We start from the raw sequence: 24,113 nt of genomic DNA, 5'->3' as shown, positions 1-24,113 counted from the left end.
GGTCGGGGACGGGACGCGGGCCCCGTGCCGGCCCGCGTCCCGTCGGCTTCAGCTCCGGGCGATCACCTCGTGCTTGCCCAGGCTCTCGGTCCGCTGGACGATGAGGGTGCGCAGCCGGGCCACGTCGGAATCGACGGCGGAAGCGTCCGCCCCGTCGACCTTCTTCAGCACCGTGCTGATCGCGGTGAGTGACTCCGCCGCCTTACCGCTGCCGAAGACCTGCTGGTACAGCTCCCGGTAGGCGTCCTCGTAGGTCGCCTTGAAGGCGTCGCTGGCGAGGAAGCGCTCCTTGAGCTTGTGGCCCGTCATCATCCCGCCGCGCGGGGCACCACCCCCGTTGTCCGCGCCCCGGGCGCCCGGCCCGGCCGGCTGCCCGGGTGGCGCTCCAGCCTGCTGGCCCGGCTGCTGACCGGTCCCGCCCGGTGCTGCCTGGCCCGCGCCGTTGGCACCGGCCGCACCGGGGGAACCCCGGCCCATGCCGAACCCGCCGCTGTCGTGCGGGCCCTGGCTGGCGTTGCCGCTGAAGGTCAGATTGTGGTCCCAGCTGATCACGCTGAACTTCTTCGTCCCCAGGTCGTACCAGAGGTAGTAGTTCTTCCCCGGGCCGGCCATGTCGTCGAAGTTGAGCAGCAGATTCTGCAACGCGACGTACCGGGCGAAGGACGCCACGTCCACCCTGTCGGCGAGGTGCGCGTCGAACTCCTCGTCGCTGGCCGACGTCACCCACCGGATCAGGTTCATCACCGGTTGCAGGTCCTGGCTGCCCTTCATGGTGACCTGCTTGAAGTCGTCGGCGTACGCGGTCGGATCGTCGCCCTGGTCGGTGAAGTTGCCGCTGGCCAGTGACTTGTAGAGCACGCCGGTACCGTCCATCTGATCGGCGAAGTGCTCGTCCGGGTGCTCGACCAGCAGTCGGGCGGTGGTGGGCCGGTCGTTGACGGTGAACGAGGAGTACGCGTACCGCTGCGCGGGCTCACCCGTGGCGTCGAGCAGCGACAGCGACAGGGCCTCGTTGAGCACTGTCGAACCGCCGCCCATGCCACCCACCCGGACGGCCACCTCCCGGTGCCCCTGGTAGCGCCGGCCGTCGACGAACTCGTCGAAGCTGAGCAGCCACGGCAGCGTCTCCGGCTCCTCGGCCTTCAACGACATCCGGGTCATCCCACCGGGAAACTGGCCACCACCGGCCTGCTGACCGCCACCCGGCTGCTGACCACCACCGGCCTGATCGCCTGCTGCGGGCTGCTGAACGCCGGGAGCAGCACCGTCCGGCGTTCCGCCACCGGGAAACCCGGCGCCCTGCGGCGGCCCGCCGTCGGGTGGCCCGCCCGGGAACCCGCCGCCCGGTCGCTGCCCACCGCCGTCCTCACCCCGGCCCCCGAAGGACCGCGTCTCGCCCTTCCAACTGAGTTGGCCGAGCGTCGAGTTGCCCTTGAGTCGGATGCCCACGCTGGGGATCGTGGTCCCGTCGACGGTGAGGTCGGCCTCGACGTACCCCTTCTCACCCTCCTTCCAGTAGGCGTCGAGCATCCGCTCGTAGTCCGCGTTCCGGAACGTCAGCGAGATCTCGTGCGCCCGACCGGCGTCGAAGAGGTCGACGGTGCCGGGGATGTCCACGCTCACCACGTCGCCCCCGGAGTCCCCGGTGCTGGTCACGTAGGGGCGGATCCGTTCCGTTCCCAGCACCAGGGTCAGCACGGCAAGGAACGCCGCGCAGGTGGTGAGCAGCTTCCAGTTCTGCCGCACCCGGACCGGCAGCCGGCGACGCAGCCGGCGCGGCAGAACCGACCGGGTACGCAGGGACTGCGCCATCACAGGTCCGTCTGGTCGTAGCCGGTCAGCACGGTCACCCGCTGGCCCGAGGTCCGCTCACTGAGCGCGCTGATCAGGTCGCCCGGCTCGCCGCCCTTCTTCAACCGGACCGTGTACGTCATCTCGGTGAGCGCACCGGCCCGGATCGTCTCCATGCTGACCAGCTCGAACTCGGTGGTGTGCCGGACCAGCACGTCCTGGATGTCGGCGGTGTGGTTGCCACCGGCCGGGACCTGGACCTTGACCACCTGCCGCTGCACGTTCAGCGCGAACCAGTTGAACCGGTACATCACCACGATGATCAGGCTGATCGCCACGGCGGCGGCGACGGCCAGGCTGTAGAACCGGGTGCCGCAGGCCATCCCGACGCCCATCACCAGGAAGATGAAGCCGACGTCGCGGGTCTCCTTGATGGCGTTGCGGAACCGCACCACCGACAGCGCGCCGACCAGGGCGAACGCGCGGGCGATGTTGGAGCCCACCACCAGCATGATCAGCGAGATCAGCATGCCCAGGATGATCAGCGTCTGGACGTACGACTGGCTGTACGACACGTTGCGGTGGGTGGCCCGGTAGACCCAGCCGATCATCGCGCTGAGTAGAAAGGACAGGGACAGCGTGAGGGCGATGTCGCCCGCGCTGAAGGTGCCGGACAGGTCCTGGAACGTGATGTCCATCGGGGTTCAGGCCTCGTTTCTCGGGGTGGGGGCCGCCAACTCGGCGGCGGGGTCGGCGTCCCGGACGTGGAAGATCGAGCGCGGCACCCGGCCGAACGCCTCGACGCTCTGGCAGTACTTGGAGACCCGCACCACCGACAGCTCGGCCCGGCCGGCCAGGTCGGTGAGCCAGTACGGAACCCGTTCGTTCGCCTTGACCTCGACGATCGACTTCGAGGCCGGGATGATCAGGCGGTTCTCGGCGTCCGCGCCGAGGTGGAAGTCGCGGTCCCGGCCGCGCACCCGGTGGTCGAGGGTGACCCGCAGGCCCAGGTCGGCCTCCTGGCCGACGAACGCCTCGCGCTGGTAGCCGGTCATCGCCACCGGGCGCAGGTCGAGGCCGGAGACGAGTTCCAGCACCTCCTCGACGAAGCCGCGTTGGGAGGGGTCGTGTTCGATCATGACCCGCTCGTCGCAGAGCCGGCGGGCCAACCGGTACGGCACGGCGATCCGGCGCTTCTGGGTGACCCGGTTGACCCGCTGCTTGATCTCGACGTGCACGGTCCCGTCGTCGGTCACGCCGGACCGGTCGCCGTAGTGGCGTACCCGCAGCTTGCGACGGAACTTCAGCCCTTCGATCTTCTCCCAGTAGAACCGCAGGTCGGTGGTGTCGTAGTAGACGCTCCAGACGCCGTAACCACCGTCACCGCCGTGCGCGTCGGGCACCATCCGGGCGGCGAGTGCGGCCCGCAACGCCGGCACCCTCGTCGTCTCGACCAAGTACTTGATCTCGTAACGGTTGAACGCGTGCAGCTTGCTCGGTGCCCGTAGGGCGTGGCCGGTGTGGTCGGTGTGGCCGTGCCGGGTCGGCGACTCGCGATGCCCTCCGGCGGAGGGTTCGGCGACGGTGGACGGATCGGCTCTGGGGGTTCGGCGGGGTAACCGTGGTCGCATGCGGTGGGCGCTCTCTGGTCGCGAAAGGGTCGCAGGCAGCCAAGGTGACCGGACCGAAAAGTCGATATGAACGACCTATGAATGAGCTATGGATCGTGGATGTCCGGCGACGGTAAGACTTTCGTAACGGCGTCGGGCGGTGACCGGCCGCCGTTGTCCGGCGAGACTGGGCGGCATGTCCCGTCGCCTGTTCCGTACCCCGCTGACCTGGGTCGCCGTCGCTGTCATCGGCATCGGGGCCGCCTTCGGGCTGTACTGGTTCCAGCCCTGGAAGGTGGTGACCGACCGTCAGGTCGACGAACGGCTCTCCGGGGTGGAGGATGCCGCCCCGCCCCGGGCGACGCCCGCGACCGGTCCGACGGCCACCCGCCCGGTGCTGGTCAGTCGGGGGGAGTTCGTCAGTCACGAACACGACACCTCGGGCACCGCCCGGATCGTCCGCACCGCCGACGGGGGGCACCGGCTGGAACTGGTCGGGCTGGACACCTCCAACGGCCCGGACCTGCGGGTCTGGCTCTCCGACCAGCCGGTTCGCACCGGCCGGGCCGGCTGGCACGTCTTCGACGACGGCCGCCGGGCGGAGCTGGGCCGGCTCAAGGGCAACCGCGGCGACCAGGCGTACGCCGTCCCGGCCGGCACCGACCTGACCGCGCTGACCAGTGTCACCATCTGGTGTCAGCGATTCGCCGTCTCGTTCGGTGCCGCGTCCCTGGTCCCGGCCGGTTGACGCCCCCCACCGACCGGTCGGGACAGGCCACCGATGATCCACTTCCGGGTCGGGAGTGGAGTGGCGCTCTCGACCGATCGCCGGCCGGCTGAGAAACTGTGATCCGGCCAGCGAGTGAGGGGTACGGATGAGCAACGGTTCAGTGCTGCCCGAGGACGTGCTGCGGGACGCCCCCGCGTACGCGCCACGCCCCGGTGAGCTGGCCGATCTGGAGCTGCTGCTGAGTGGGGCGTACACCCCGCTGGCCGGTTTCATGACCCGCGCCGACCTGGCCTCGTTGCAGCGTCGCGGCAGACTGGCCGACGGCACGTCCTGGCCGGTCCCGGTGACCCTCCAGGTGCCCACCGCCGTCGCCGACGGGCTGGACCCGGCCGACCCGGGCCGGCGGACGCTGGTGCTCACCGACGGCGAGGGCGCCCCGGTGGCCGGGCTGGAGGTGACCGACGTCTGGCCGGTCCGCGAGGGCGTGGCCGGGCTGGGCGGCCCGGTACGCCGGCTCGGCGACGGCGGGCACGGCCCGTTCCAGCGGCTGCGCCGGGGTCCGGACGAGGTGCGTCCGCTGCTGCCCCCGGGCCGGGTGCTCGGGGTGATCGCCGACCGGCCGCTGCACCGGCCGCAACTGGCGCAGATCGCGCACGCGGCCCGTACCCTCGGCGCGCATCTGCTGGTGATGATCCCGGTCGGCGAGGACGGCGCGGGCGGGCTGCCAACCGAGGCCCTGGTCCGCAGCATCTTCGCCGCCCGCGACCGGATGCCCCCGGCGACGCTGGTGGCGGTCCCGTTGCCCCGCCGGGCCGACGAGATCAGCGACGCGCTGCTGCGGGCCCGGATCTCCGCCGCCTACGGGGTGACCCACCTGCTGTCCACCGGCGGCATGCTCTCCGGGGCGGGGCTGCGGGTGCTGGTCCCCCGCGAGCTGGCCTACGACAGCCGGGACGGCCAGTGGCGCTGGCGGGACGACATCCCGCCACGCAACCGCAAGCTGGCGCTGAGCGAGGCGGAGATCGACGACCTGCTCGACCGGGGTTTCCCGTTGCCCGAGTGGCACACCCCGCCGGCGGTGGCCAAGGAGCTGAGCCGGGCCCGCCCGCCGCGCCGGCACCGGGGGCTGGTGGTCTTCCTCACCGGGCTCTCCGGCTCCGGCAAGTCGACGATCGCCCGGGGCCTGGCCGATCTGCTGCGCGAGCAGGGCGACCGGACGATCACCCTGCTCGACGGCGACGTGGTGCGTCGGGAGTTGTCGGCCGGGTTGACGTTCAGCCGGGCCGACCGGGACGCGAACGTGCGCCGGATCGGCTGGGTGGCGGCCGAGATCGCCCGGCACCGGGGGGTGGGGATCTGCTGCCCGATCGCCCCGTACGCGCAGGCGCGGGCCGCCGTGCGGGAGATGGCCCGGGCGGCCGGGGCGGGTTTCCTGCTGGTGCACGTGGCCACCCCGTTGGAGGTCTGTGAGCAGCGCGACCGCAAGGGCCTGTACGCCCGCGCCCGCGCCGGCCTGCTCACCGGGATGACCGGCATCGACGACCCGTACGAGACGCCCACCGACGCCGATCTGGTGGTCGACACCACCGACCAGAGCATCGACGAGGCGGTGCAGGCGGTGATGACCCATCTGACCGAGACCGGCTGGGTGGAGCCGCGGCTGCCGTCCGCCTGACCTCGGGGTTCCACTTCCGCCCCTGCCCGCTGCGCGCTAGTGTTCAATCTTGTTGGAACACGTGCGAGCGCGTGCAGGTGCGGGGGCCCGGGAGGTACGGCGGATGCTGGCGCGGCAGCGGCAGGCGACGATCCTCGACCGGGTCCGCACCGCCGGTGGCGTCCGGGTCACCGAACTGGCCGCCGAGTTCGGTGTCTCCGACATGACCATCCGGCGTGACCTGGACGCGCTGCACGACCGGGGCCTGCTGGCCAAGGTGCACGGCGGGGCCACCGTCACCGACCCGGGCTCGACCGACGAACCGGGCTTCCACGCCAAGTCCGTCCGGCAGGCCGCCGAGAAGGCCGCGATCGCCACCCGGGCCGCCGAACTGGTCCGCCCGGGTGCGGCGGTCGCCCTCTCCGCCGGCACCACCACCGCCGAGCTGGCCCGTCGCCTGGTCGACGTGCCGGGGCTGACCGTGGTGACCAACTCGCTGCCGGTGGCCGAGATCCTGCACACCGCCGGCCGCCCCGACCAGACCGTGGTGCTGACCGGCGGGGTACGCACCCCGTCCGACGCGCTGGTCGGTCCGCTGGCGGTGGAGGCCATCCGCTCGCTGCACCTGGACCTGCTCTTCCTCGGCGTACACGGGATCACCGAGCGGGCCGGTTTCACCACCCCGAACCTGATGGAGGCGGAGACCGACCGGGCCCTCGTGGAGGCCGCCGACCGGCTGGTCGTCCTCGCCGACCACACCAAGTGGGGCACCGTCGGCATCTCCTCCATCGTCGGCCTGGGCGCCGCCGACGTGCTGGTCAGCGACGACCGGTTGGCCCCCGAGGCGCGCCGGGTGATCGACGAGAAGGTGGGCGAGCTGGTGATCGTGACAGGTACGGGTCGGGCTGACGGGCGGGAGACGACGCGGTGAAGCGTACGGCGATCGAGTTGGCCGACGGCCGCGAGCTGATCTACTTCGACGAACGCGACGACGCCGTCCGGGACCAGCCGGACCGGCGGGAGCTGCCGCCACCCCCGCCCGCCTCCCAACTGCGCTACGACCCGCTCACCGACGAGTGGGTGGCGGTGGCGGTGCACCGGCAGACCCGGACGTTCCTCCCCCCGGCCGACCAGTGCCCGCTGTGCCCGTCGCGGGGCGACCGGCACAGCGAGATCCCCGCGCCCGACTACGACGTGGCGGTCTTCGAGAACCGGTTCCCCTCGCTGAGCCAACGGATCGCCGACGAGCCGGCCGAGATCACCGGGTTCACCCCGGTCCGGCCCGGCCAGGGGCGCTGCGAGGTGGTCTGCTTCACCGACGACCACGAGGCGTCCTTCGCCAGCCTCTCCCCCGCCCGGGTCCGGCTGGTGCTGGACGCGTTGGCCGACCGGACCACGGCGGTCGGCGCGCTGCCCGGGGTGGAGCAGGTGTTCTGCTTCGAGAACCGGGGCGTGGAGATCGGGGTGACCCTGCACCACCCGCACGGCCAGATCTACGCGTACCCGTTCGTCACGCCGCGTACCCGGTCGCTGCTGGCGGCGGCCCGCCGGCACGCGGAGCGCACCGGCGGCGGCAACCTCTACGCCGACGTGCTCGCCGCCGAGCGCGCCGCCGGTGACCGGGTGGTAGCGGCCAACGAGCACTGGACGGCGTACGTGCCGGCGGCGGCCCGGTGGCCGTTCGAGGTGCACGTCGCGCCGCACCGGCCGGTACCGGACATCCCGGCGCTCGACGACGCCGAACGGGACTCCTTCGGCCCGCTCTACCTGGACGTGCTGCGCCGGTTCGACGGGCTGTTCGACCTGCCCATGCCGTACATCGCGGCCTGGCACCAGGCGCCGGTGCGGATCGACCGGGAGCTGGGCCACCTGCACCTGCAACTGTTCAGCGTCCGGCGGGCGAGGGACAAGCTGAAGTACCTGGCCGGTTCCGAGTCGGGCATGGGGGTCTTCATCAACGACATCGCCCCCGAGCGGGCCGCCGAACTGCTACGCGCCGCCTGACCCCGGAGGCAGGGCGCGGGGGGCCCCGGAACAGGGCCCCCCGCGGGGAAGGGACGGCTGGCTGTGCTCGACAGCCGGGAAGGCTGGCCGGTCGGCACCGGTGCCGTGCGACGACCGACGACAACCTCCCTGGACGCGACTGGCACCACGTCCACCCGGCTCAACGACGTGTTTCCGGGCCGGTGACGCCGCCGTCACCCGGACGGGTGGCGGCTACGGTCTCCCGCTGTCGGGGCCGCGACGTGCCGGAGACGCCGGAACCCGTCGGCGGTCCGCCGACGGGTTCCGGGAGGTGCGGGCGAGGGTCAGGCGCCGAGCTTGCGCGCCAGGTTCTCGTCGAGGGTGTTCATGAACTCGTCGGTGGTCTGCCACGGGGCGTCCCGCGAGATGAGCAGCGCGAGGTCCTTGGTCATCTGGCCGCTCTCGACGGTGTCGACGATGACCTGCTCCAGCGTGTCGGCGAACTCGGTGACCGCCGGGGTGCCGTCCAGCTTGCCCCGGTGGGCGAGGCCCCGGGTCCAGGCGTAGATCGAGGCGATCGGGTTGGTCGAGGTCTTCTCGCCCTTCTGGTACTGCCGGTAGTGCCGGGTGACGGTGCCGTGGGCGGCCTCCGCCTCGACGGTACGGCCGTCCGGGGAGAGCAGCACGGAGGTCATCAGGCCGAGCGAGCCGAAGCCCTGCGCGACGGTGTCGGACTGCACGTCACCGTCGTAGTTCTTGCAGGCCCAGACGTAGCCGCCCTCCCACTTGAGCGCGGCGGCGACCATGTCGTCGATGAGCCGGTGCTCGTAGGTGAGGCCGGCGGCGGCGAACTCGTCCTTGAACTCGTTGTCGAACACCTCGGCGAAGAGGTCCTTAAACCGGCCGTCGTACGCCTTGAGGATGGTGTTCTTGGTCGACATGTAGACCGGGTAGTTGCGGTCCAGGCCGTACCGGAACGAGGCGCGGGCGAAGTCCCGGATCGACTCGTCGTAGTTGTACATGCCCATGGCGATGCCGCCGCCGGGGAAGTTGGCGACCTCCATCTCCATCGGGGTGCCGCCGTCGGCCGGGGTGTAGGTGATGGTGACCGTGCCCGGACCGGGGACCACGAAGTCGGTGGCCTTGTACTGGTCGCCGTGCGCGTGCCGGCCGATGATGATCGGCTTGGTCCAGCCCGGGACGAGCCGCGGCACGTTCGACATGATGATCGGCTCGCGGAAGACCACGCCGCCGAGGATGTTACGGATGGTGCCGTTCGGCGACCGCCACATCTTCTTGAGGCCGAACTCCTCCACCCGGGCCTCGTCCGGGGTGATGGTGGCGCACTTGACGCCGACGCCGTGCTCCTTGATGGCGTTCGCGGCGTCGATGGTCACCTGGTCGTCGGTGGCGTCCCGGTGCTGGATCGACAGGTCGTAGTAGTGCAGGTCGACGTCGAGGTAGGGCAGGATCAACTGCTCACGGATCTGCTTCCAGATGATCCGGGTCATCTCGTCGCCGTCGAGCTCCACGACCGGGTTGTTTACCTTGATCTTCGCCATCGGCCGGCGCTCCTCTCGGGGGACACGTGCTCAAGCAGTACGAGCGTACTGGAAACTGGTCGGCGGCACCGAGCCGGCCTCCACCCGGCGGCACCGGCCGGCGGAAAACGCCCGGCGGGCCACGGCCGGCCCCGACAAATTCTTCCAGCCCCGCCCGCGGGCATTCCCCGGGGCGACCGCCGCACACCGGCGCGAGGCCGACCGGTGGGAACCCGCCCCGGAGCGCCAGCCCGGTGATCAAGAGGTTCGAGTCACGTCGTGGCGGTGGCTTGACGCAAAGCTCTTGATCACCGGGACAGGGCGACGGGCGGGGCGGGGGCGACGGGCGGGGACGGGGACGGGCGGGGCGAGCGGCGGGGACGGGACGGCGCAGGGGCGGGACGGCGGGTGCCGTCCCGCCCCTGCGGCGGATGGTTCAGCGGATCACATGCTGGCGACGTCAGCCTGCTTGGCGCGGACGGCCTCGGCAGCCTCCTTGAGGCTGGCCAGCTCGTCGGCGTCCAGGTCGGTCTCGACGACCCGCTTCACGCCCTCGGCGCCGATCTCGGCCTCGACGCCCAGGTAGACCCCGGAGATGCCGTACTCGCCGTCGACCCAGGCGCAGACGGGCATGACCGCGCCGGAGTCCTCGGCCACGGCCCGCGCCATCCGGGCGGCGGCGGCGGACGGCGCGTAGTACGCCGAACCCGTCTTGAGCAGCGCGACGACCTCGGCGCCACCGTTGCGGGTCTTGACGACCAGCTCCTCGATCTGCTCGGCCGGCATCGCGTCACGCAGCGGCTTGCCGTTGACGGTGCTCTGCGAGGGCACCGGGACCATCGTGTCGCCGTGCGAGCCGAGGGTCAGCGTCTTCACCGACTTCACCGGTACGTTCAGCGCCTCGGCGACGAAGTTGGTGAACCGGGCGGTGTCCAGCATGCCGGCCTGGCCGAGCACCCGGTTCCTGGGGAACTGGGTGGCGAGCTGGGCCAGCGCGGTCATCTCGTCGAGCGGGTTGGACACCACGATGACGACGGCGTTCGGGGCGTACTTGGCGACGTTCTCGGCGACCTGCCGCACGATCTTGGCGTTGGTCTCCAGCAGGTCCATCCGGCTCATGCCCGGCTTGCGGGGCAGACCGGCGGTGATCACGACGACGTCGGAGCCCTCGATGGCCTCGTAGCCCTCGCCGTTGGGGCCGGTGGTGACGCCGACGACCTTGGTCTCGAAGCCCTCGACCGCGCGGGACTGGTTGAGGTCCAGCGCGAGACCCGCCGGCTTGCCCTCCACGATGTCGGTGATGACGACGGTGTCGAAGACGTCGTACTCGGCCAGGCGCTGTGCGGTGGTGGAGCCGTAGAAGCCGGCCCCGACGACAGTGACCTTCTTACCCATGGTCGTCCCACTCCCTGCTACCAGTCGGTTTTCCCGACCGTAACAGTCATCCCGGCACCGTTTCGGCCAGGGGCGGCGACCATCCCCGGGATGGGGCCAACGTCACCACCGCCCCGTTCCCGGCGGGCGGCGGCCCCGCTGCGGGGCACCGCCGCCGAGCAGGGGATCAGCCGCGCTCGGCGCGTTCGACGACGTTGGTGAGCAGCATGGCCCGGGTCATCGGCCCGACGCCGCCGGGCATCGGGGCGAGCCGACCGGCGACCTGCGCCACCTCCGGGTCGACGTCACCGGTGTAGCGGCCCTTGCCGTCGTCGCCGATCACCCGGGTGATGCCGACGTCCACCACGGTGGCCCCCGGCGTGATCATGTCGGCGGTGAGCAGGCCGGGCACCCCGGCGGCGACGATGACGATGTCGGCGGCACGGGTGTGGGCCGCGAGGTCGAGTGTGCCGGTGTGGCAGAGGGTGACGGTCGCGTTCTCGCTGCGCCGGTTGAGCAGCAGGCCGAGCGGGCGGCCGACGGTGTTGCCCCGGCCGACGAGCGCGACGTTGGCGCCGCGCAGCGGCACGTCGTACCGGCGGAGCAGCTCGACGATGCCGCGCGGGGTGCAGGGCAGCGGGCCGTCGTAGCCGAGCACCAGCCGGCCCAGGTTCACCGGGTGCAGGCCGTCGGCGTCCTTGTCCGGGTCGATCATCTCCAGGGCCCGCTGGGTGTCCAGGTGCGCCGGCAGCGGCAGCTGGACGATGTAGCCGTGGCAGCCCGGGTCGGCGTTCAGCTCGGCGAGCACGTCGTCGAGCTGTTGCTGGGTGGCGTCGGCGGGCAGCTCGCGGCGGATCGAGGCGATGCCCACCTCGGCGCAGTCGCGGTGCTTGCCGTTGACGTACGCCTCGGAGCCGGGGTCCGCGCCGACCAGGACCGTGCCCAGGCCGGGGGTGACCCCGCGCTCGGCCAACGCCTTGACGCGTACCCGCAGCTCGTCCTTGATCTCGGCCGCGGTCGCCTTGCCGTCCAGGATGATCGCCGTCACGACCAGATCGTCTCATGGCCGGTGGACGGCGGGCCGACGACCGGGAACCCGTGACTTTCCGTGAGGTGCCATTAATCACCCTGAGTGACTTAATGCGGGCCGGCTCACCTGCCGTACCGGACGGGACGACCATGCCGGGTCCGGACCGGACATCGGGCACCCCGGCCGCCACGACGGTCGATCCAACCCCGGAACCACCCTCAACACCCGCTCTCACGCAGCAACTTCGCCCGATTCCTCTACCAGGAACGATCGCCACCGACAAGGCCGTCCCCGGTGATCCGTTATCCGTTCGCAACGCTGTCGTTGTCGACGGGCCGAGCCCGGCCTACCGTTGCCGGACGTTGCGCAGAGTCACCCAACGCCGGGCCTGACTGCGCTCCGTAATGAGATGAGGAGACCCCCATGCGTGTGCGCAGGCTTGCTGCCTGGACCGCTCTCCCGCTCGCGGTGACCCTGGGCCTGGCGGCCTGCGGCTCGGGCGGCGGCAGCGGAACCGGTCAGTCCGACCCCGACGCGGCCGTGCGGATCGAGATCGCCGAGCCGCAGCACCTGGTCCCGACCAACACCAACGAGACCAGCGGTTCGCAGGTGCTCGCCGCCCTGTTCAGCCCGCTCGTCGACTACGACGAGGCCAACAAGCCCTACGAGGTGGCGGCCGAGTCGGTCACGTCGTCGGACAACAGGGTCTGGACGGTCAAGCTCAAGGACGGTTACACCTTCCACAACGGCGAGAAGGTCACCGCCGACAACTACCTCGACGCCTGGAACTACGGCGCGTACGCCCCCAACGGGCAGAACTCCAGCTACTTCTTCGAGAAGATCGCCGGGTACGCCGACCTCCAGGGCGACAAGCCGACCGCCGAGCGGCTGTCCGGGCTGAAGAAGGTCGACGACCTGACCTTCACCGTCACGCTGACCGAGCCGTACAGCGAGTTCAAGTCGATGCTCGGGTACACCGCCTTCTACCCGCTGCCGAAGGCCGCCTTCTCCGCCCCCGGTGTGCTCAGGGAGGGCTACGAGCAGGCCCCGGTCGGGCAGGGCCCGTTCCGGATGAAGGGCTCCTGGCAGCACGACGCCAAGGTCGAGGTGGAACGCTACGACGCCTTCCCCGGCGAGCAGCCGAAGGTGGGCGGCGTCGAGTTCCGCATCTACCAGCAGCCGACCGCCGCGTACGCGGACGTGCTCTCGGACAACCTCGACGTGATCAAGACGATCCCGACCGAGAACCTGTCCACCGCCGCCACCGACCTGGGTGACCGGTTCCGGCAGAGCCCCGCGTCGTCGTTGCAGGTGCTGGCGTTCCCGACCTTCCAGAAGGAGTTCAGCAAGCCCGAGGTGCGCAAGGCGATCTCGATGGCGATCGACCGGGACGAGATCACCAGGTCGATCTTCAAGGACTCGCAGCAGCCGGCCCGCTCGTTCGTCTCGCCGGTGGTCGCGGGTTACCGGGAGAACACCATCGGCGCGGCCGGCGAGTTCGACCCGGCCAAGGCGAAGGCGGCGTACGAGGCGGCCGGCGGCCCGAAGAAGATCGAGCTGTCGTACAACGGCGACGGCGGGCACAAGGACTGGATCGACGCGACCTGCAACCAGCTCAAGGCCAACCTGGGCGTGGAGTGCGTCGGCACCGCCGAGCCCAAGTTCGCCGACCTGCTGACCAAGGTCAAGGCGAAGCAGCCGGTGGGTCTGTTCCGGATGGGCTGGGTGATGGACTACCCGTCGATGGAGAACTACCTCGGCCCGCTGTACAGCACCAACGGCTCGTCGAACTACTACGGCTACAGCAACCCCGAGTTCGACAAGCTGCTCGCCGAGGGCGCCAAGGCGCCGAACGAGGAGGCCGCGATCGCCAAGTACCAGGCGGCCGAGGACCTGCTGGCCGAGGACATGCCGGTGATCCCGCTGCGCTACGGCCAGAACAACTTCGGCCACTCGACCAAGGTGAAGAACGTCCAGATGGACCTCTTCGACCGGGTCGACCTGCTGAAGATCGAGGCGGTCAGCTAGTCCGGGAGGGGCGTCGGCGGCGAACGGGCCGCCGGCACGTGACGGCGCGTCGGCGGCAACGGGGCCGTCGGCGGGAGCAACGGGTCGGGTCATCGGTGGACGGTGACCCGACCCGCCTCCGTCTCCGCCGCTTTTGGGCAAGACTGCACAGTATGTTCCGCTTCGTTCTGCGGCGTCTGCTCCAGATGGTCCTCGCCTTCTTCGGGACCACCCTGATCGTGTACGCCCTGATGTTCGCCGGCCAGGGCGACCCGATCCAGGCACTGGCCGGGGAACGGCCGGTGACCCCGGCGCAGCGGGCGTACCTGACGGAGGAGTTCCACCTCGACCGCACCGGCGTCGGCGGCTTCCTCTACCGCTACCTCGACTACCTCAAGAACCTGCTCCAGGGTGACCTCGGGCAGTCGCTGACCGGCCGGTCGATCGGGGACATCCTCGCCGCCGCCTGGCCGGTCACCGTCAAGCTGGCGCTGATCGCGATGGCCGTGACGATCCTGTTCGGGGTCACCGCCGGGGTGCTCGCCGGCATCCGCCGGGCCAGCCTGTTCGACAACGCCACACTGGTGCTGACCCTGCTGGTACTGGGCATCCCCACCATCGTGCTGGCCCCGCTCGCCCAGTACCTGCTCGGCGTACGGTGGCCGATCTTCCCCCCGACCGCCGGCGCCGACCCCGACCTGTACGCCCTGCTGCTGCCCGGCATCGTGCTCGGCTCGCTGTCGCTGGCCACCGCGCTGCGGCTGACCCGTACCTCGGTCGCCGAGAACCTGCGCGCCGACTACGTGCGTACGGCCCGGTCGAAGGGGCTGGCCCGGCGGCGGATCATCGGGGTGCACGTGCTGCGCAACTCGCTCATCCCCGTGATCACCTTCCTCGGCGTCGAACTGGGCAACCTGATGAGCGGCGCGATCATCACCGAGGGCGTGTTCAACATCCCGGGGGTCGGCTTCAACCTGTTCCGGGGCATCCGCACCGAGGACGGCCCGCTGGTGGTGGGCATCGTCAGCGTCCTCGTCGTGGTCTACCTCGTCGCCAACCTGGTGGTGGACGTCCTGTACGCCGTCCTCGACCCGAGGATCCGCTATGAGTGAACGCAGCGAGGTGCCGGCATGAGCGACTTCGAGACGGTGGCGGCGACGGAGGACCAGGCCGCCAGGCGCGGGGTCTCCGGCGAGCCCGGGACACCCGACCGGGTGGGCGTACCGCAGAAACCCCGCAGCCTCGCCGGGGACGCCTGGCGCGACCTGCGCCGCAAGCCGGTCTTCTGGATCAGCCTGGTGCTGGTCGTGCTGGTCGCCGCGATGGCCGCCGTGCCGTCGCTGTTCACCGCCAACGACCCGCGCGACTGCGTGCTGTCCCGCCAGCACGCCGGGGCGTCCGGCGGGGCCATTTTCGGGTACGACTTCCAGGGCTGCGACACGTACGCCCGCGCCGTCTACGGGGCCCGCGCCTCGCTGCTGGTCGGCGCGCTGTCCGCCCTGCTCACCGGGGCCATCGCGCTGGTCGTCGGGATGGTGGCCGGGTACTTCGGCCGCTGGGTCGACGCGGTGCTCTCCCGGGTGATCGACATCGTGCTCGGCATCCCACTGCTGCTGGCCGCGATCGTGCTGCTCAAGCGGGTCAGCACCAGCAGCGACACGGTCCGGCTGTTCGCGGTGATCTTCGTGCTGGCGGTGCTCGGCTGGACCACCGCCGCCCGGGTGGTCCGCTCCTCGGTGATCACCGCCAAGGAGCAGGACTACGTCGCGGCGGCCCGGATGCTCGGCGCGGGCCACGGCCGGATCATGTGGCGGCACATCCTGCCCAACGCGCTCGCCCCGGCGATCGTGGTGCTGACCATCGCGCTCGGCTCGTTCATCGCCGCCGAGGCGACGCTGAGCTTCCTCGGCATCGGCCTGAAGGCCCCGACCATCTCCTGGGGCATCGAGATCGACGCCGGCCGGGTGCACATGCGCGAGTCGGCGACGCCGCTGGTCGTCCCGTCCGCCTTCCTCGCGCTGACCGTGCTCGCCTTCATCATGCTCGGCGACGCGATCCGCGACGCCTTCGACCCGAAGCTGCGGTGAGGCCGATGTCCACCCCGGGCGCGAGCGAGAGGCAGATCCGGTGACCGAGTCCGCACCCCGGCCCACGCCGGCCTCACCCACCCCGCCCGGCGGGCACCTGCTGGACGTCCGCGACCTGCACGTCGAGTTCCGCACCGGCGAGGGGGTGGCCAAGGTGATCAACGGGGTCTCCTACCACCTGGACCCGGGCGAGACGCTCGCCGTGCTCGGCGAGTCCGGCTCCGGCAAGTCGGTCACCGCCCAGGCGGTCATGGGCATCCTGGACAGCCCGCCGGCGGTGATCCGTTCCGGTCAGATCCGCTACCGGGGCCGCGACCTGCTCACCCTGCCCGAGGAGCAGCGCCGGCAGGTACGCGGCAAGGAGATCGCGATGATCTTCCAGGACGCCCTGTCGGCGTTGAACCCGGTCTTCCCGGTCGGCTGGCAGATCGGCGAGACGCTGCGGCACCGCGACGGGATGTCCCGCGCCGACGCCCGACGGCGGACCGTCGAGCTGATGGACCTGGTACGCATCCCCGGGGCGGCCGGGCGGCTCGGCGACCACCCGCACCAGTTCTCCGGCGGGATGCGGCAACGCGTCATGATCGCCATGGCGCTGGCGCTGGACCCGAAGGTGCTGATCGCCGACGAACCGACCACCGCCCTCGACGTCACCGTGCAGGCCCAGATCATGGACCTGCTGGCCGACCTGCGTCGCGACCTCGACATGGCGATGATCCTGATCACCCACGACCTGGGGGTGGTGGCCGGCGTCGCGGACCGGATCGCCGTCATGTACGCCGGCCGGATCGTCGAGCACGCCGACGTCCGCCCGCTGTACCGGGCACCGGCCCACCCGTACACCAAGGGGTTGCTGGCCTCGATCCCCCGGCTGGACGTGCGCGGCCGGGAACTGTCCACCATCCGGGGCCTGCCGCCGAACCTGATGCGCATCCCCGGCGGCTGCCCGTTCCACCCCCGCTGCCCGTACGTGCAGCAGGTGTGTGTGGACGTGGTGCCCGACGACCTGGTCCTCGCCGACGGCCGGACCAGCGCGTGCCACTTCGCGCAGGAGGTCCACGATGACCGCGACCGCTGACCCGGCCAAGGTCCGGGGCGAGACCATCCTCAGCGTCGACGACCTGGTCAAACACTTCCCGATCACCCGGGGCGTGCTCTTCCGCCGGCAGGTCGGCGCGGTCCGTGCCGTCGACGGGGTCAGCTTCACCCTGCACCGGGGCGAGACGCTCGGCATCGTCGGCGAGTCCGGCTGCGGCAAGTCGACCCTCGCCCGGGTGCTGATGCGGCTGGAGACACCGACCTCCGGCCGGGCCACCCTCCAGGGCCGGGACCTGCTCACCGCCGCCGGGGGCGAGTTGCGCCGGCTGCGCCGCAACATGCAGATGGTGATGCAGGACCCGTACACCTCGCTGAACCCACGGATGACGGTCGGCGACATCATCGGAGAGCCGTTCGACATCCACCCGGACGCCGCACCCAGGGGCAGCAAACGCGGCCGGGTACAGGAGCTGCTGGACGTGGTCGGCCTCAACCCGGAGCACATCAACCGCTATCCGCACCAGTTCTCCGGCGGCCAGCGGCAGCGCATCGGCATCGCCCGCGCGCTCGCCCTGCGCCCCGAGGTGATCGTCTGCGACGAGCCGGTCTCCGCCCTGGACGTCTCGATCCAGGCCCAGGTGATCAACCTGCTGGAGCAGCTCCAGGACGAGTTCGGACTGTCGTACGTGTTCATCGCGCACGACCTGTCGGTGGTCCGGCACATCTGCGACCGGGTCGCGGTGATGTACCTCGGCCGGATCGTGGAGATCGGCACCGAGGAGGAGATCTACGAACGGGCCACCCACCCGTACACCCAGGCGCTGCTGTCGGCGGTGCCGGTGCCCGATCCGGAGGCCCGGGGCACGGCCGGCATCATCCGGCTCACCGGCGACGTGCCCAGCCCGGCCGACCCGCCGTCCGGCTGCCACTTCCGCACCCGCTGCTGGAAGGCCGAGCACATCTGCGCCCGGGAGGACCCGCCGACCGTCCCCCGTACCGCCGACCCCCACCCCAGCGCCTGCCACTTCGCCGCGCTGCGCGCGCCGTCCGACCCGCCGGGCCGGGGCTGACCGCGTGCTCCCGCGCCGGGGCGCGGGAGCACGCGGGTGGATCAGTGGAAGAAGTGCCGGGTGCCGGTCAGGTACATGGTGACGCCGGCCTGCTGGCAGGCGGCGATGGTGTCCTCGTCACGGATCGACCCGCCGGGCTGCACGATCGCCTTCACCCCGGCGTCGATCAGGATCTGCGCGCCGTCGGCGAACGGGAAGAAAGCGTCGGAGGCGGCGACGGAACCCCGGGCCCGCTCCGCGCCGGCCCGGCTCACCGCCAGCCGGGCCGAGTCGACCCGGTTGACCTGGCCCATCCCCACCCCGACCGACGCGCCGTCCTTCGCCAGCAGGATCGCGTTGCTCTTCACCGCGCGGACCGCCCGCCAGGCCAGCGCCAGGTCCCGCAGGGTGGCCTCGTCGGCGGCCTCGCCGGTGGCGAGCTTCCAGTTCGCCGGGTCGTCGCCCGCGGCGTCGATCCGGTCCCGCTGCTGGACGAGAACCCCGCCGGTGACCTGCCGCCACTCGGCCGGCAGCGGGGTGAAGGCCGGGGCGCGCAGCAGCCGGATGTTCTTCTTGCCCCGGAGGATCTCCACCGCGCCGGGCTCGAACTCCGGCGCCACCAGCACCTCGGTGAAGATCTCCGCGACCTGGCCGGCCAGTTCCACCGAGACCGGCCGGTTGACGGCGATCACCCCGCCGAAGGCGGAGACCGGGTCGCAGGCGTGCGCCTTGCGGTGCGCCTCGGCGACGTCCGCGCCGACGGCGATGCCGCACGGGTTGGCGTGCTTGATGACCGCCACCGCCGGCTCGTCGGGGAAGTCGTTCGCGGCCCGCCAGGCGGCGTCCGCGTCGACGTAGTTGTTGTAGGACATCTCCTTGCCGTGCAGCTGCTCGGCCTGGGCCAGCCCCGGCGGGCTGGCCGGGTCGGCGTAGACGGCGGCACCCTGGTGCGGGTTCTCGCCGTAGCGCAGCGTCGCCTGCCGGCGCAGCGCCAGCCCGGCGAAGTGCGGCCATCCGTCCTCTGCCGGGGCGGCGGTGCCGGCGAACCAGTCGGCGACGGCCACGTCGTACTCGGCGATGTCGGCGAACGCGCGGGCGGCCAGCGCCCGCCGCTGGGCCAGCGTGAAACCGCCCTCGGCCAGCGCGGCGACCAGCGCCGGGTAAGCGGCCGGGTCGGTCACCACGGCGACCGAGGCGTGGTTCTTGGCGGCGGCCCGGACCATCGCCGGCCCGCCGATGTCGATCTGCTCGATGCACTCGTCCGGGGACGCGCCGGAGGCGACGGTGGCCTGGAACGGGTAGAGGTTGGAGACCAGGACGTCGATGCCGGCGATGCCGTGCCCGTCGAGCTGCTCGGCGTGCGACTCCTTGCGCAGGTCGGCCAGGAGCCCGCCGTGGATCTTGGGGTGCAGGGTCTTGACCCGGCCGTCGAGGATCTCGGGGAAGCCGGTCACCTGCTCGACCGGGGTCACCGGCACCCCCGCGCCGGAGATCGTCGACGCGGTGGAACCGGTCGAGACGATCTCGACCCCGGCCTCGTGCAGCGTACGGGCCAGCTCGACCAGGCCGCTCTTGTCGTAGACGCTGACCAGCGCCCGCCTGATCGGGCGGCGGGAGTCCTGCGGGGCACTCACGGAACCGTGACCTTTCTTCCGGTGATCGTCCAACCTGAACGGACCAGGCGACCGACCTGCTCGACGAGCTGGCGGCGCTCGGCTTCCTTGATGCGCTCGGTGAGCGTCTCCTCGTCGTCGTCGTCGAGGACCGGCACCGCCACCTGCGCGACGATCGGGCCGGTGTCCATCCCGGCGTCGACGAAGAAGAGGGTGGCCCCGGTGACCTTGACGCCGTAGGCGAGCGCGTCCCGGGGGCCGTGGATGCCGGGGAACGCCGGCAGCAGCGTGTTGTGCGTGTTCAGGTAGCGGTCGCCGAAGGCCGCCAGGAACTGCGGCCCGACCAGCTTCAGGAAACCCGCCGAGATCACCAGGTCGGGCCGGTGCTCGGCGACGTGCGCGGTGAGGGCCTTGTCCCAGTCGGCGCGGGTGGGGTGGTCCTTCACCCGGTCGACGAAGGTCGGCACCCCGGCGGCGGCGGCCCGGTCCAGCCCGACGATGCCGTCCCGGTCGGCGCCGACGGCCACCACCCGGGCCCCGTAGCCGGGGTCGGCGGTGGCGTCCAGCAACGCCTGGAGGTTGCTGCCGGAGCCGGAGACGAGGACGACGAGGCGGGCGACGGACGCGGGCTCGGTCACCCGGCCACCCTAGCGGGCAGGTCGGCACGCCCATCCTGCGGGCGGCGACGTTTCGGGTGATCACGCGTGTCGCCCGGACACGGTACGCTGCCGGTCGCCCGGTGGCCGGGCCGTGCCCGCCACCGCGCCCCACAGCCCATGATCAGGTACGGACGCCGTACCGACGTGAACGAGGAGTACTGCAGATGCAGCCCGGCTACCCCAACCCGCAGCAGCCGATCAACAACAACATGACCGCGTCGATCGTGGCCATCTTCTTCTTCTGGCCGCTGGCGATCCCGGCCATCATCAACGCCTCCAAGGTCAACCCGGCTCTGCAGCAGGGCGACTACGCGGGCGCCGAGGCCGCCGCCCGCGAGTCCAAGAAGTGGTCGAAGCTGGCCTTCATCATCGGTGGCGTGTGGCTCGTCATCGTGCTGCTGTGCTGCCTCTTCGGTGGTGTGATGGGTGCGATCGACGGCAGCAGCACCAGCAGCTACTGACGGACCACGACTGAGGAGCAGCCGAGATGCAGCCCGGAACCCCCGGCCACGACCCGTACGGCCAGCAGCCCCCGCACGATCCGTACGGGCAGCAGCCCGTGTCGGGCCAGCCGCAGGACCCGTACGCCGCGCCGCAGGCACCGTACGGGCAGCAGCCGGCGGCACCGTACGGTGAGCAGCCGCCGTACGGGCAGCCCACCCACGACCCGTACGGCCCCCAGCCCACCCCGGGCCAGCCGTACGGTCAGCCCTTCCAGCCGGACCCGTACGGCCAGCCCGTCCACAAGGACCCCTACGGGCAGCAGCCGTACGCCGCGGCGGCCGGCTCCTACCCGGGGGCCGGCTACCCGGCGCCGCAGGGGCAGCAGAACACCCTCGGTCTGGTGTCGCTGATCCTCGGCATCGCGTCCATCCCGCTGCTCTGCTGCCTCTACCTGGGCATTCCGCTCGGTATCGGCGCGGCGATCACCGGCTGGCTGGGCATGCAGAAGGCGAACCAGGGCCTGGCCAGCAACGGCGGTCAGGCCAAGGCCGGCCTGATCTGCGGGGCGGTCGCGGTCGGTCTCGGCATCCTGCTGCTGCTCCTCAACATCATCGGCAGTTTCACGCTGCCCACCTCGCCCTGACCCGGGCGGGCACGATCGAGGGGCGTCCCGGCACCGTCCGGGGCGCCCCTCGTCGCGTGTCCCGGCAGGACCACCACGCCGGCGGTCCGGCACGGGGTGGTCAGTCGGGTACCGGGCGGGGCGGGCGGTCCTCGGACGACCGGGGGCGCTCCCGGGTCGGCCGCCGGTCCCCGGTCGGGTCGGGCCGCTCCGGAGCCCGGCGGGGGCGGTCGGCGGCTGGCCGGGGCCGGGCCGACGACGGCCGGTCGAGCACCTTGGCGGCGACGGCCCCGAGCAGCGCGCCGACCGTGACCACCGCGGTGGCCACCGCCGCCACCTGCCACGGCACCGGACCGATCTCGGCCAGCCGGCCGCCGCCGAGCGGGCCGCCGGATGCCGCCGCGGCGAGCCCGACGACCAGGCCGACCACCGGACCGGCGAGCACGGCCGGGCCGAGCAGCGCCGGCCAGGCCGGCGGGGTCCACTCGTCGGCGTCCGGACGGAGCAGCCGGCGGGCGAGCAGCCAGCCCGCCGTCATGCCGGCCAGCACCGGCACCGCCAGCAGCGCCGCGCCGAACCCGTCGACCGGGCCGCTGGGCAGCCCGGCGAGCAGGGGTACGGCCGGTAGCGACCCGACGGAGACCTCACTGAGCCGGACCGCCGTGCCGGTGCCGACGGAGAACCCCGGGCCGAGCAGGTAGGCCACCGACCAGACGGTGGCGTTCGGCGCGTAGGCGAGGCTGACCAGGGTGATCCCGGCCTGCCCGGCGACCCCGGTCCGGTAGGCCCCGATCAGGTCGGCGGCGTCTCCCCCACCGGTCGCCACCGCCAGGCCCGCCGCGCTCGCCCCGGCGGCGAGCAGCAGCAGGGCGGCGACCAGGCCGGTGCGGACGCCGTCGCGCAGCACCGGTGGCGCGCGGTCGGCGAGCAGCCGGGTGACGGCGGTGGTGCGGGCCGCCCCGACCAGGGCGGCCAGCGTGCCGAACAGCAGCAGGGTCAGCCCGGACCGGACCGGGGACACCCGCAGGCCGGCGCTGTCGACAAGCAGCGCGGCCAGGACGCCGAACACGGCGTACCCGAGGCCGACCGCGAGGGCGACGGTGGCCGCCTGCCGGGGTGACCGGCCGCCACGCGCGCCGACCGCCCGGCTGGCGTGCACCCCGGCCCGGCTCAGCCGCCAGAAGGCGAACGCGCAGAGCGTCAGCGGGACGAGGCCGAGCCGGCCGGCGGTGGTCTCCAGCGGCACGCCGTGCCCGAGCAGCCAGCCGGCGAGCCCGGCGCGCAGCGCACCGACCAGCGAGCCGGCGTCCTCGCTGAACTGGGCCAGCCCGAGCACCACCGCCACCGGCAGGTACGAGGTGACGGCCGCGCCGGCCGCGGCCACCGCGGCGGCGACGGGCAGCGGTGCCCGGGAGCGCCCGGACTGCTCCGGCCGGCGGGGCGCGGGTACCCGGGCGCCGCCGGCACGGCCGGGCGGCCTGCCGGTGCGGGCACCGCTGGGACGGCGGGGCTGATCAGGGGTGGTCGAGGACATCGGCTCTACTCTGGCATGCCGCGCCGGTGGTGGCTGCCCGTCGGGGCCGGCGGGGGGCGGCGAGTTCCGTGATCCACCGCCGTGCGGCCCCGATCCGGTCTAGCCTCGGCGCAGGGACGCGACCGAAGTCGCGGCACCGATCGCCCGGAGGAAGCCGTGAACGCTCCGTACCCACCGCCACCGGCCGCGGCCGGGCGGGACCGCACCACGCTCTGGGGGGTGCTCGGCATCGTCCTCGGCCTGATCTGCTGCGGCATCCTGGGCATCATCTTCGGTTACCTGTCGATCCGCGACGCCAAGCGGTACGGCCAGTCGCCGGTCCTCGGCTACCTGGCCATCGCGTTCGGCGTGATCAACATCATCGGTACCGCGATCTGGCGGGCCAGCGGGACGTACCCGCTCTGGAACGACTGAGGGGGCCGACCGTCTCCGGTCGACCCCCTGCGTCGCTCGCCCGGGTGGTGCCGTGCACGGCTCAGCGGCCGGACATCAGCTCCCGCATCAGCTTGGCGGTCTCGGTCGGGGTCTTGCCGACCTTGACGCCGACCGCCTCCAGGGCCTGCTGCTTGGCCTCGGCGGTGCCCGCCGAGCCGGAGATGATCGCGCCGGCGTGCCCCATGGTCTTGCCGGGGGGCGCGGTGAAGCCGGCGATGTAGCCGACCACCGGCTTGGTGACGTTGTCCTTGATGAACTCGGCGGCCCGCTCCTCGGCGTCGCCGCCGATCTCGCCGATCATCACGATGGCGTCGGTCTCCGGGTCGGCCTCGAACGCGGCGAGCGCGTCGATGTGGGTGGTCCCGATGATCGGGTCACCGCCGATGCCGACGCAGGTGGAGAAGCCGATGTCGCGCAGCTCGTACATCATCTGGTAGGTCAGCGTGCCGCTCTTGCTGACCAGGCCGATCCGGCCGGAGCCGGTGATGTCGGCCGGGATGATGCCGGCGTTGGACGCGCCCGGCGAGGCGATGCCGGGGCAGTTGGGCCCGATGATCCGGGTCTGCCCGCCCTTGGCCACGTTGTACGCCCAGAACGAGGCGGTGTCGTGCACCGGCACGCCCTCGGTGATCACCACGGCGAGCGGGATACCCGCGTCGATCGCCTCGACCACCGCGCCCTTGGTGAACTGCGGCGGTACGAAGATCACCGTGACGTCCGCCCCGGTCTCCCGCATCGCGTCCGCGACGGAGGCGAACACCGGCAGTTCGGTGCCGTCGAAGTCGACGGTGGTGCCGGCCTTGCGCGGGTTCACCCCGCCGACGACGTTGGTGCCGGCGGCGAGCATCCGCCGGGTGTGCTTGGAACCCTCGGAGCCGGTCATCCCCTGCACGATGACCTTGGACTCCTTGGTCAGCCAGATCGCCATCG

At 71.9% G+C, this 24,113-nt stretch carries 21 protein-coding genes and 1 pseudogene; 12 read left to right on the top strand and 10 right to left on the bottom strand.

All coding sequences use genetic code 11. The features are described from left to right. Positions 1 to 48: 48 nt before the first annotated feature. The 3 genes from ACN260_RS03310 to ACN260_RS03300 are packed head-to-tail and all read right to left on the bottom strand — an operon-like array spanning position 49 to position 3,422. On the bottom strand, positions 49 to 1,812 hold the full coding sequence (locus ACN260_RS03310) for a CotH kinase family protein (RefSeq protein ID WP_422754648.1): 1,764 nt from the start codon (positions 1,810 to 1,812) through the stop codon (positions 49 to 51). Further along, complete coding sequence (locus tag ACN260_RS03305) at positions 1,812 to 2,489, bottom strand: DUF4956 domain-containing protein (RefSeq protein WP_145921651.1); 678 nt, start codon at positions 2,487 to 2,489, stop codon at positions 1,812 to 1,814. The genes ACN260_RS03310 and ACN260_RS03305 overlap by 1 nt, the downstream gene beginning before the upstream one ends. 6 nt (positions 2,490 to 2,495) lie before the next feature. Beyond that, positions 2,496 to 3,422 carry a polyphosphate polymerase domain-containing protein gene (locus ACN260_RS03300; protein ID WP_422754647.1) on the bottom strand — a complete coding sequence of 309 codons (927 nt, stop codon included), beginning with the start codon at positions 3,420 to 3,422 and terminating at the stop codon, positions 2,496 to 2,498. A 175-nt stretch (positions 3,423 to 3,597) separates the two neighbouring features. Between ACN260_RS03300 and ACN260_RS03295 the strand changes: the two genes are divergently transcribed. The 4 genes from ACN260_RS03295 (at position 3,598) to galT (ending at position 7,789) form a co-directional block, all read left to right on the top strand. Next, the gene (locus ACN260_RS03295; RefSeq protein WP_422754646.1) at positions 3,598 to 4,149 is read left to right on the top strand and encodes a DM13 domain-containing protein; all 552 of its coding nucleotides are present in this window, start codon (positions 3,598 to 3,600) and stop codon (positions 4,147 to 4,149) included. A 127-nt stretch (positions 4,150 to 4,276) separates the two neighbouring features. After that, positions 4,277 to 5,806, top strand: coding sequence for an adenylyl-sulfate kinase (gene cysC / locus ACN260_RS03290; protein ID WP_422754645.1), 1,530 nt, complete (start codon positions 4,277 to 4,279; stop codon positions 5,804 to 5,806). Between the two features lie 103 nt (positions 5,807 to 5,909). Beyond that, complete coding sequence (locus ACN260_RS03285; RefSeq protein ID WP_422754644.1) at positions 5,910 to 6,716, top strand: DeoR/GlpR family DNA-binding transcription regulator; 807 nt, start codon at positions 5,910 to 5,912, stop codon at positions 6,714 to 6,716. Continuing rightward, positions 6,713 to 7,789, top strand: coding sequence for a galactose-1-phosphate uridylyltransferase (gene galT / locus ACN260_RS03280; RefSeq protein WP_422754643.1), 1,077 nt, complete (start codon positions 6,713 to 6,715; stop codon positions 7,787 to 7,789). Before ACN260_RS03285 ends, galT begins: the two co-directional genes overlap by 4 nt. A 305-nt stretch (positions 7,790 to 8,094) precedes the next feature. Here the strand turns inward: galT and ACN260_RS03275 are convergent, their stop codons facing one another. The 3 genes from ACN260_RS03275 to ACN260_RS03265 all read right to left on the bottom strand — a co-directional run bounded on the left by ACN260_RS03275 (position 8,095) and on the right by ACN260_RS03265 (position 11,713). Then, positions 8,095 to 9,312 carry an NADP-dependent isocitrate dehydrogenase gene (locus ACN260_RS03275; RefSeq protein ID WP_422754642.1) on the bottom strand — a complete coding sequence of 406 codons (1,218 nt, stop codon included), beginning with the start codon at positions 9,310 to 9,312 and terminating at the stop codon, positions 8,095 to 8,097. Between the two features lie 423 nt (positions 9,313 to 9,735). Continuing rightward, positions 9,736 to 10,686 carry a malate dehydrogenase gene (locus tag ACN260_RS03270; protein WP_422754641.1) on the bottom strand — a complete coding sequence of 317 codons (951 nt, stop codon included), beginning with the start codon at positions 10,684 to 10,686 and terminating at the stop codon, positions 9,736 to 9,738. 166 nt (positions 10,687 to 10,852) lie between these two features. After that, on the bottom strand, positions 10,853 to 11,713 hold the full coding sequence (locus ACN260_RS03265; RefSeq protein ID WP_422754640.1) for a bifunctional methylenetetrahydrofolate dehydrogenase/methenyltetrahydrofolate cyclohydrolase: 861 nt from the start codon (positions 11,711 to 11,713) through the stop codon (positions 10,853 to 10,855). Between the two features lie 405 nt (positions 11,714 to 12,118). On the opposite strand from ACN260_RS03265, the gene ACN260_RS03260 reads away from it, so the two are divergent. The 5 genes from ACN260_RS03260 (at position 12,119) to ACN260_RS03240 (ending at position 17,897) form a co-directional block, all read left to right on the top strand. Then, positions 12,119 to 13,723, top strand: a complete 1,605-nt coding sequence (locus ACN260_RS03260) for a peptide ABC transporter substrate-binding protein (protein WP_422754639.1) — start codon at positions 12,119 to 12,121, stop codon at positions 13,721 to 13,723. 152 nt (positions 13,724 to 13,875) lie between these two features. Further along, positions 13,876 to 14,814, top strand: a complete 939-nt coding sequence (locus tag ACN260_RS03255; protein ID WP_422754638.1) for an ABC transporter permease — start codon at positions 13,876 to 13,878, stop codon at positions 14,812 to 14,814. A gap of 18 nt (positions 14,815 to 14,832) precedes the next feature. Beyond that, positions 14,833 to 15,789, top strand: a complete 957-nt coding sequence (locus ACN260_RS03250; protein WP_088647164.1) for an ABC transporter permease — start codon at positions 14,833 to 14,835, stop codon at positions 15,787 to 15,789. Between the two features lie 40 nt (positions 15,790 to 15,829). Further along, on the top strand, positions 15,830 to 16,867 hold the full coding sequence (locus tag ACN260_RS03245; protein ID WP_422754637.1) for an ABC transporter ATP-binding protein: 1,038 nt from the start codon (positions 15,830 to 15,832) through the stop codon (positions 16,865 to 16,867). After that, a complete protein-coding gene (locus ACN260_RS03240) occupies positions 16,851 to 17,897 on the top strand; it encodes an ABC transporter ATP-binding protein (protein WP_422754636.1) in 1,047 nt (348 codons plus the stop codon). Before ACN260_RS03245 ends, ACN260_RS03240 begins: the two co-directional genes overlap by 17 nt. 41 nt (positions 17,898 to 17,938) lie before the next feature. Here ACN260_RS03240 and purH read toward each other — a convergent pair whose 3' ends face one another. Continuing rightward, positions 17,939 to 19,510 carry a bifunctional phosphoribosylaminoimidazolecarboxamide formyltransferase/IMP cyclohydrolase gene (purH, locus tag ACN260_RS03235; protein WP_422754635.1) on the bottom strand — a complete coding sequence of 524 codons (1,572 nt, stop codon included), beginning with the start codon at positions 19,508 to 19,510 and terminating at the stop codon, positions 17,939 to 17,941. Beyond that, entirely contained in the window at positions 19,507 to 20,127 is a 621-nt protein-coding gene (purN, locus tag ACN260_RS03230; RefSeq protein ID WP_422754634.1) for a phosphoribosylglycinamide formyltransferase, read from the bottom strand. Before purN ends, purH begins: the two co-directional genes overlap by 4 nt. A 185-nt stretch (positions 20,128 to 20,312) precedes the next feature. Between purN and ACN260_RS03225 the strand changes: the two genes are divergently transcribed. Continuing rightward, on the top strand, positions 20,313 to 20,609 hold the full coding sequence (locus ACN260_RS03225; RefSeq protein ID WP_088647169.1) for a CD225/dispanin family protein: 297 nt from the start codon (positions 20,313 to 20,315) through the stop codon (positions 20,607 to 20,609). Between the two features lie 26 nt (positions 20,610 to 20,635). Beyond that, on the top strand, positions 20,636 to 21,235 hold the full coding sequence (locus tag ACN260_RS03220) for a hypothetical protein (protein WP_422754633.1): 600 nt from the start codon (positions 20,636 to 20,638) through the stop codon (positions 21,233 to 21,235). Between the two features lie 238 nt (positions 21,236 to 21,473). Here the strand turns inward: ACN260_RS03220 and ACN260_RS03215 are convergent. Next, positions 21,474 to 22,748 (bottom strand): annotated as a pseudogene (locus ACN260_RS03215) (DUF6350 family protein); the annotation flags it as partial. A gap of 156 nt (positions 22,749 to 22,904) precedes the next feature. On the opposite strand from ACN260_RS03215, the gene ACN260_RS03210 reads away from it, so the two are divergent. Beyond that, complete coding sequence (locus tag ACN260_RS03210; protein WP_302746309.1) at positions 22,905 to 23,162, top strand: hypothetical protein; 258 nt, start codon at positions 22,905 to 22,907, stop codon at positions 23,160 to 23,162. Positions 23,163 to 23,223: 61 nt separating this feature from the next. Here ACN260_RS03210 and sucD read toward each other — a convergent pair whose 3' ends face one another. Beyond that, positions 23,224 to 24,111: a succinate--CoA ligase subunit alpha gene (gene sucD / locus ACN260_RS03205; RefSeq protein WP_422754632.1), complete on the bottom strand. Its 888-nt coding sequence runs from the start codon at positions 24,109 to 24,111 to the stop codon at positions 23,224 to 23,226. Positions 24,112 to 24,113: the final 2 nt, after the last annotated feature.

The organism is Micromonospora sp. WMMD708, from assembly GCF_049315245.1.
GTDB classification, from domain to species: Bacteria; Actinomycetota; Actinomycetes; order Mycobacteriales; family Micromonosporaceae; genus Micromonospora; species Micromonospora wenchangensis.
The sequence above is the reverse complement of the archived record's forward strand: the minus strand, read 5'-3'. Positions and strand labels throughout refer to the sequence as shown.

Excerpts from the sequence above, each read along its gene's own strand:
- sucD (WP_422754632.1), bottom strand. The coding sequence starts at position 24,111 with ATGGCGATCTGGCTGACCAAGGAGTCCAAGGTCATCGTGCAGGGGATG.
- ACN260_RS03255 (WP_422754638.1), top strand. The coding sequence starts at position 13,876 with ATGTTCCGCTTCGTTCTGCGGCGTCTGCTCCAGATGGTCCTCGCCTTC.
- ACN260_RS03285 (WP_422754644.1), top strand. The coding sequence starts at position 5,910 with ATGCTGGCGCGGCAGCGGCAGGCGACGATCCTCGACCGGGTCCGCACC.
- ACN260_RS03250 (WP_088647164.1), top strand. The coding sequence starts at position 14,833 with ATGAGCGACTTCGAGACGGTGGCGGCGACGGAGGACCAGGCCGCCAGG.
- ACN260_RS03305 (WP_145921651.1), bottom strand. The coding sequence starts at position 2,489 with ATGGACATCACGTTCCAGGACCTGTCCGGCACCTTCAGCGCGGGCGAC.
- ACN260_RS03240 (WP_422754636.1), top strand. The coding sequence starts at position 16,851 with ATGACCGCGACCGCTGACCCGGCCAAGGTCCGGGGCGAGACCATCCTC.
- cysC (WP_422754645.1), top strand. The coding sequence starts at position 4,277 with ATGAGCAACGGTTCAGTGCTGCCCGAGGACGTGCTGCGGGACGCCCCC.
- ACN260_RS03225 (WP_088647169.1), top strand. The coding sequence starts at position 20,313 with ATGCAGCCCGGCTACCCCAACCCGCAGCAGCCGATCAACAACAACATG.
- ACN260_RS03300 (WP_422754647.1), bottom strand. The coding sequence starts at position 3,422 with ATGCGACCACGGTTACCCCGCCGAACCCCCAGAGCCGATCCGTCCACC.
- ACN260_RS03295 (WP_422754646.1), top strand. The coding sequence starts at position 3,598 with ATGTCCCGTCGCCTGTTCCGTACCCCGCTGACCTGGGTCGCCGTCGCT.
- ACN260_RS03270 (WP_422754641.1), bottom strand. The coding sequence starts at position 10,686 with ATGGGTAAGAAGGTCACTGTCGTCGGGGCCGGCTTCTACGGCTCCACC.
- ACN260_RS03275 (WP_422754642.1), bottom strand. The coding sequence starts at position 9,312 with ATGGCGAAGATCAAGGTAAACAACCCGGTCGTGGAGCTCGACGGCGAC.
- ACN260_RS03220 (WP_422754633.1), top strand. The coding sequence starts at position 20,636 with ATGCAGCCCGGAACCCCCGGCCACGACCCGTACGGCCAGCAGCCCCCG.
- ACN260_RS03310 (WP_422754648.1), bottom strand. The coding sequence starts at position 1,812 with ATGGCGCAGTCCCTGCGTACCCGGTCGGTTCTGCCGCGCCGGCTGCGT.
- ACN260_RS03260 (WP_422754639.1), top strand. The coding sequence starts at position 12,119 with ATGCGTGTGCGCAGGCTTGCTGCCTGGACCGCTCTCCCGCTCGCGGTG.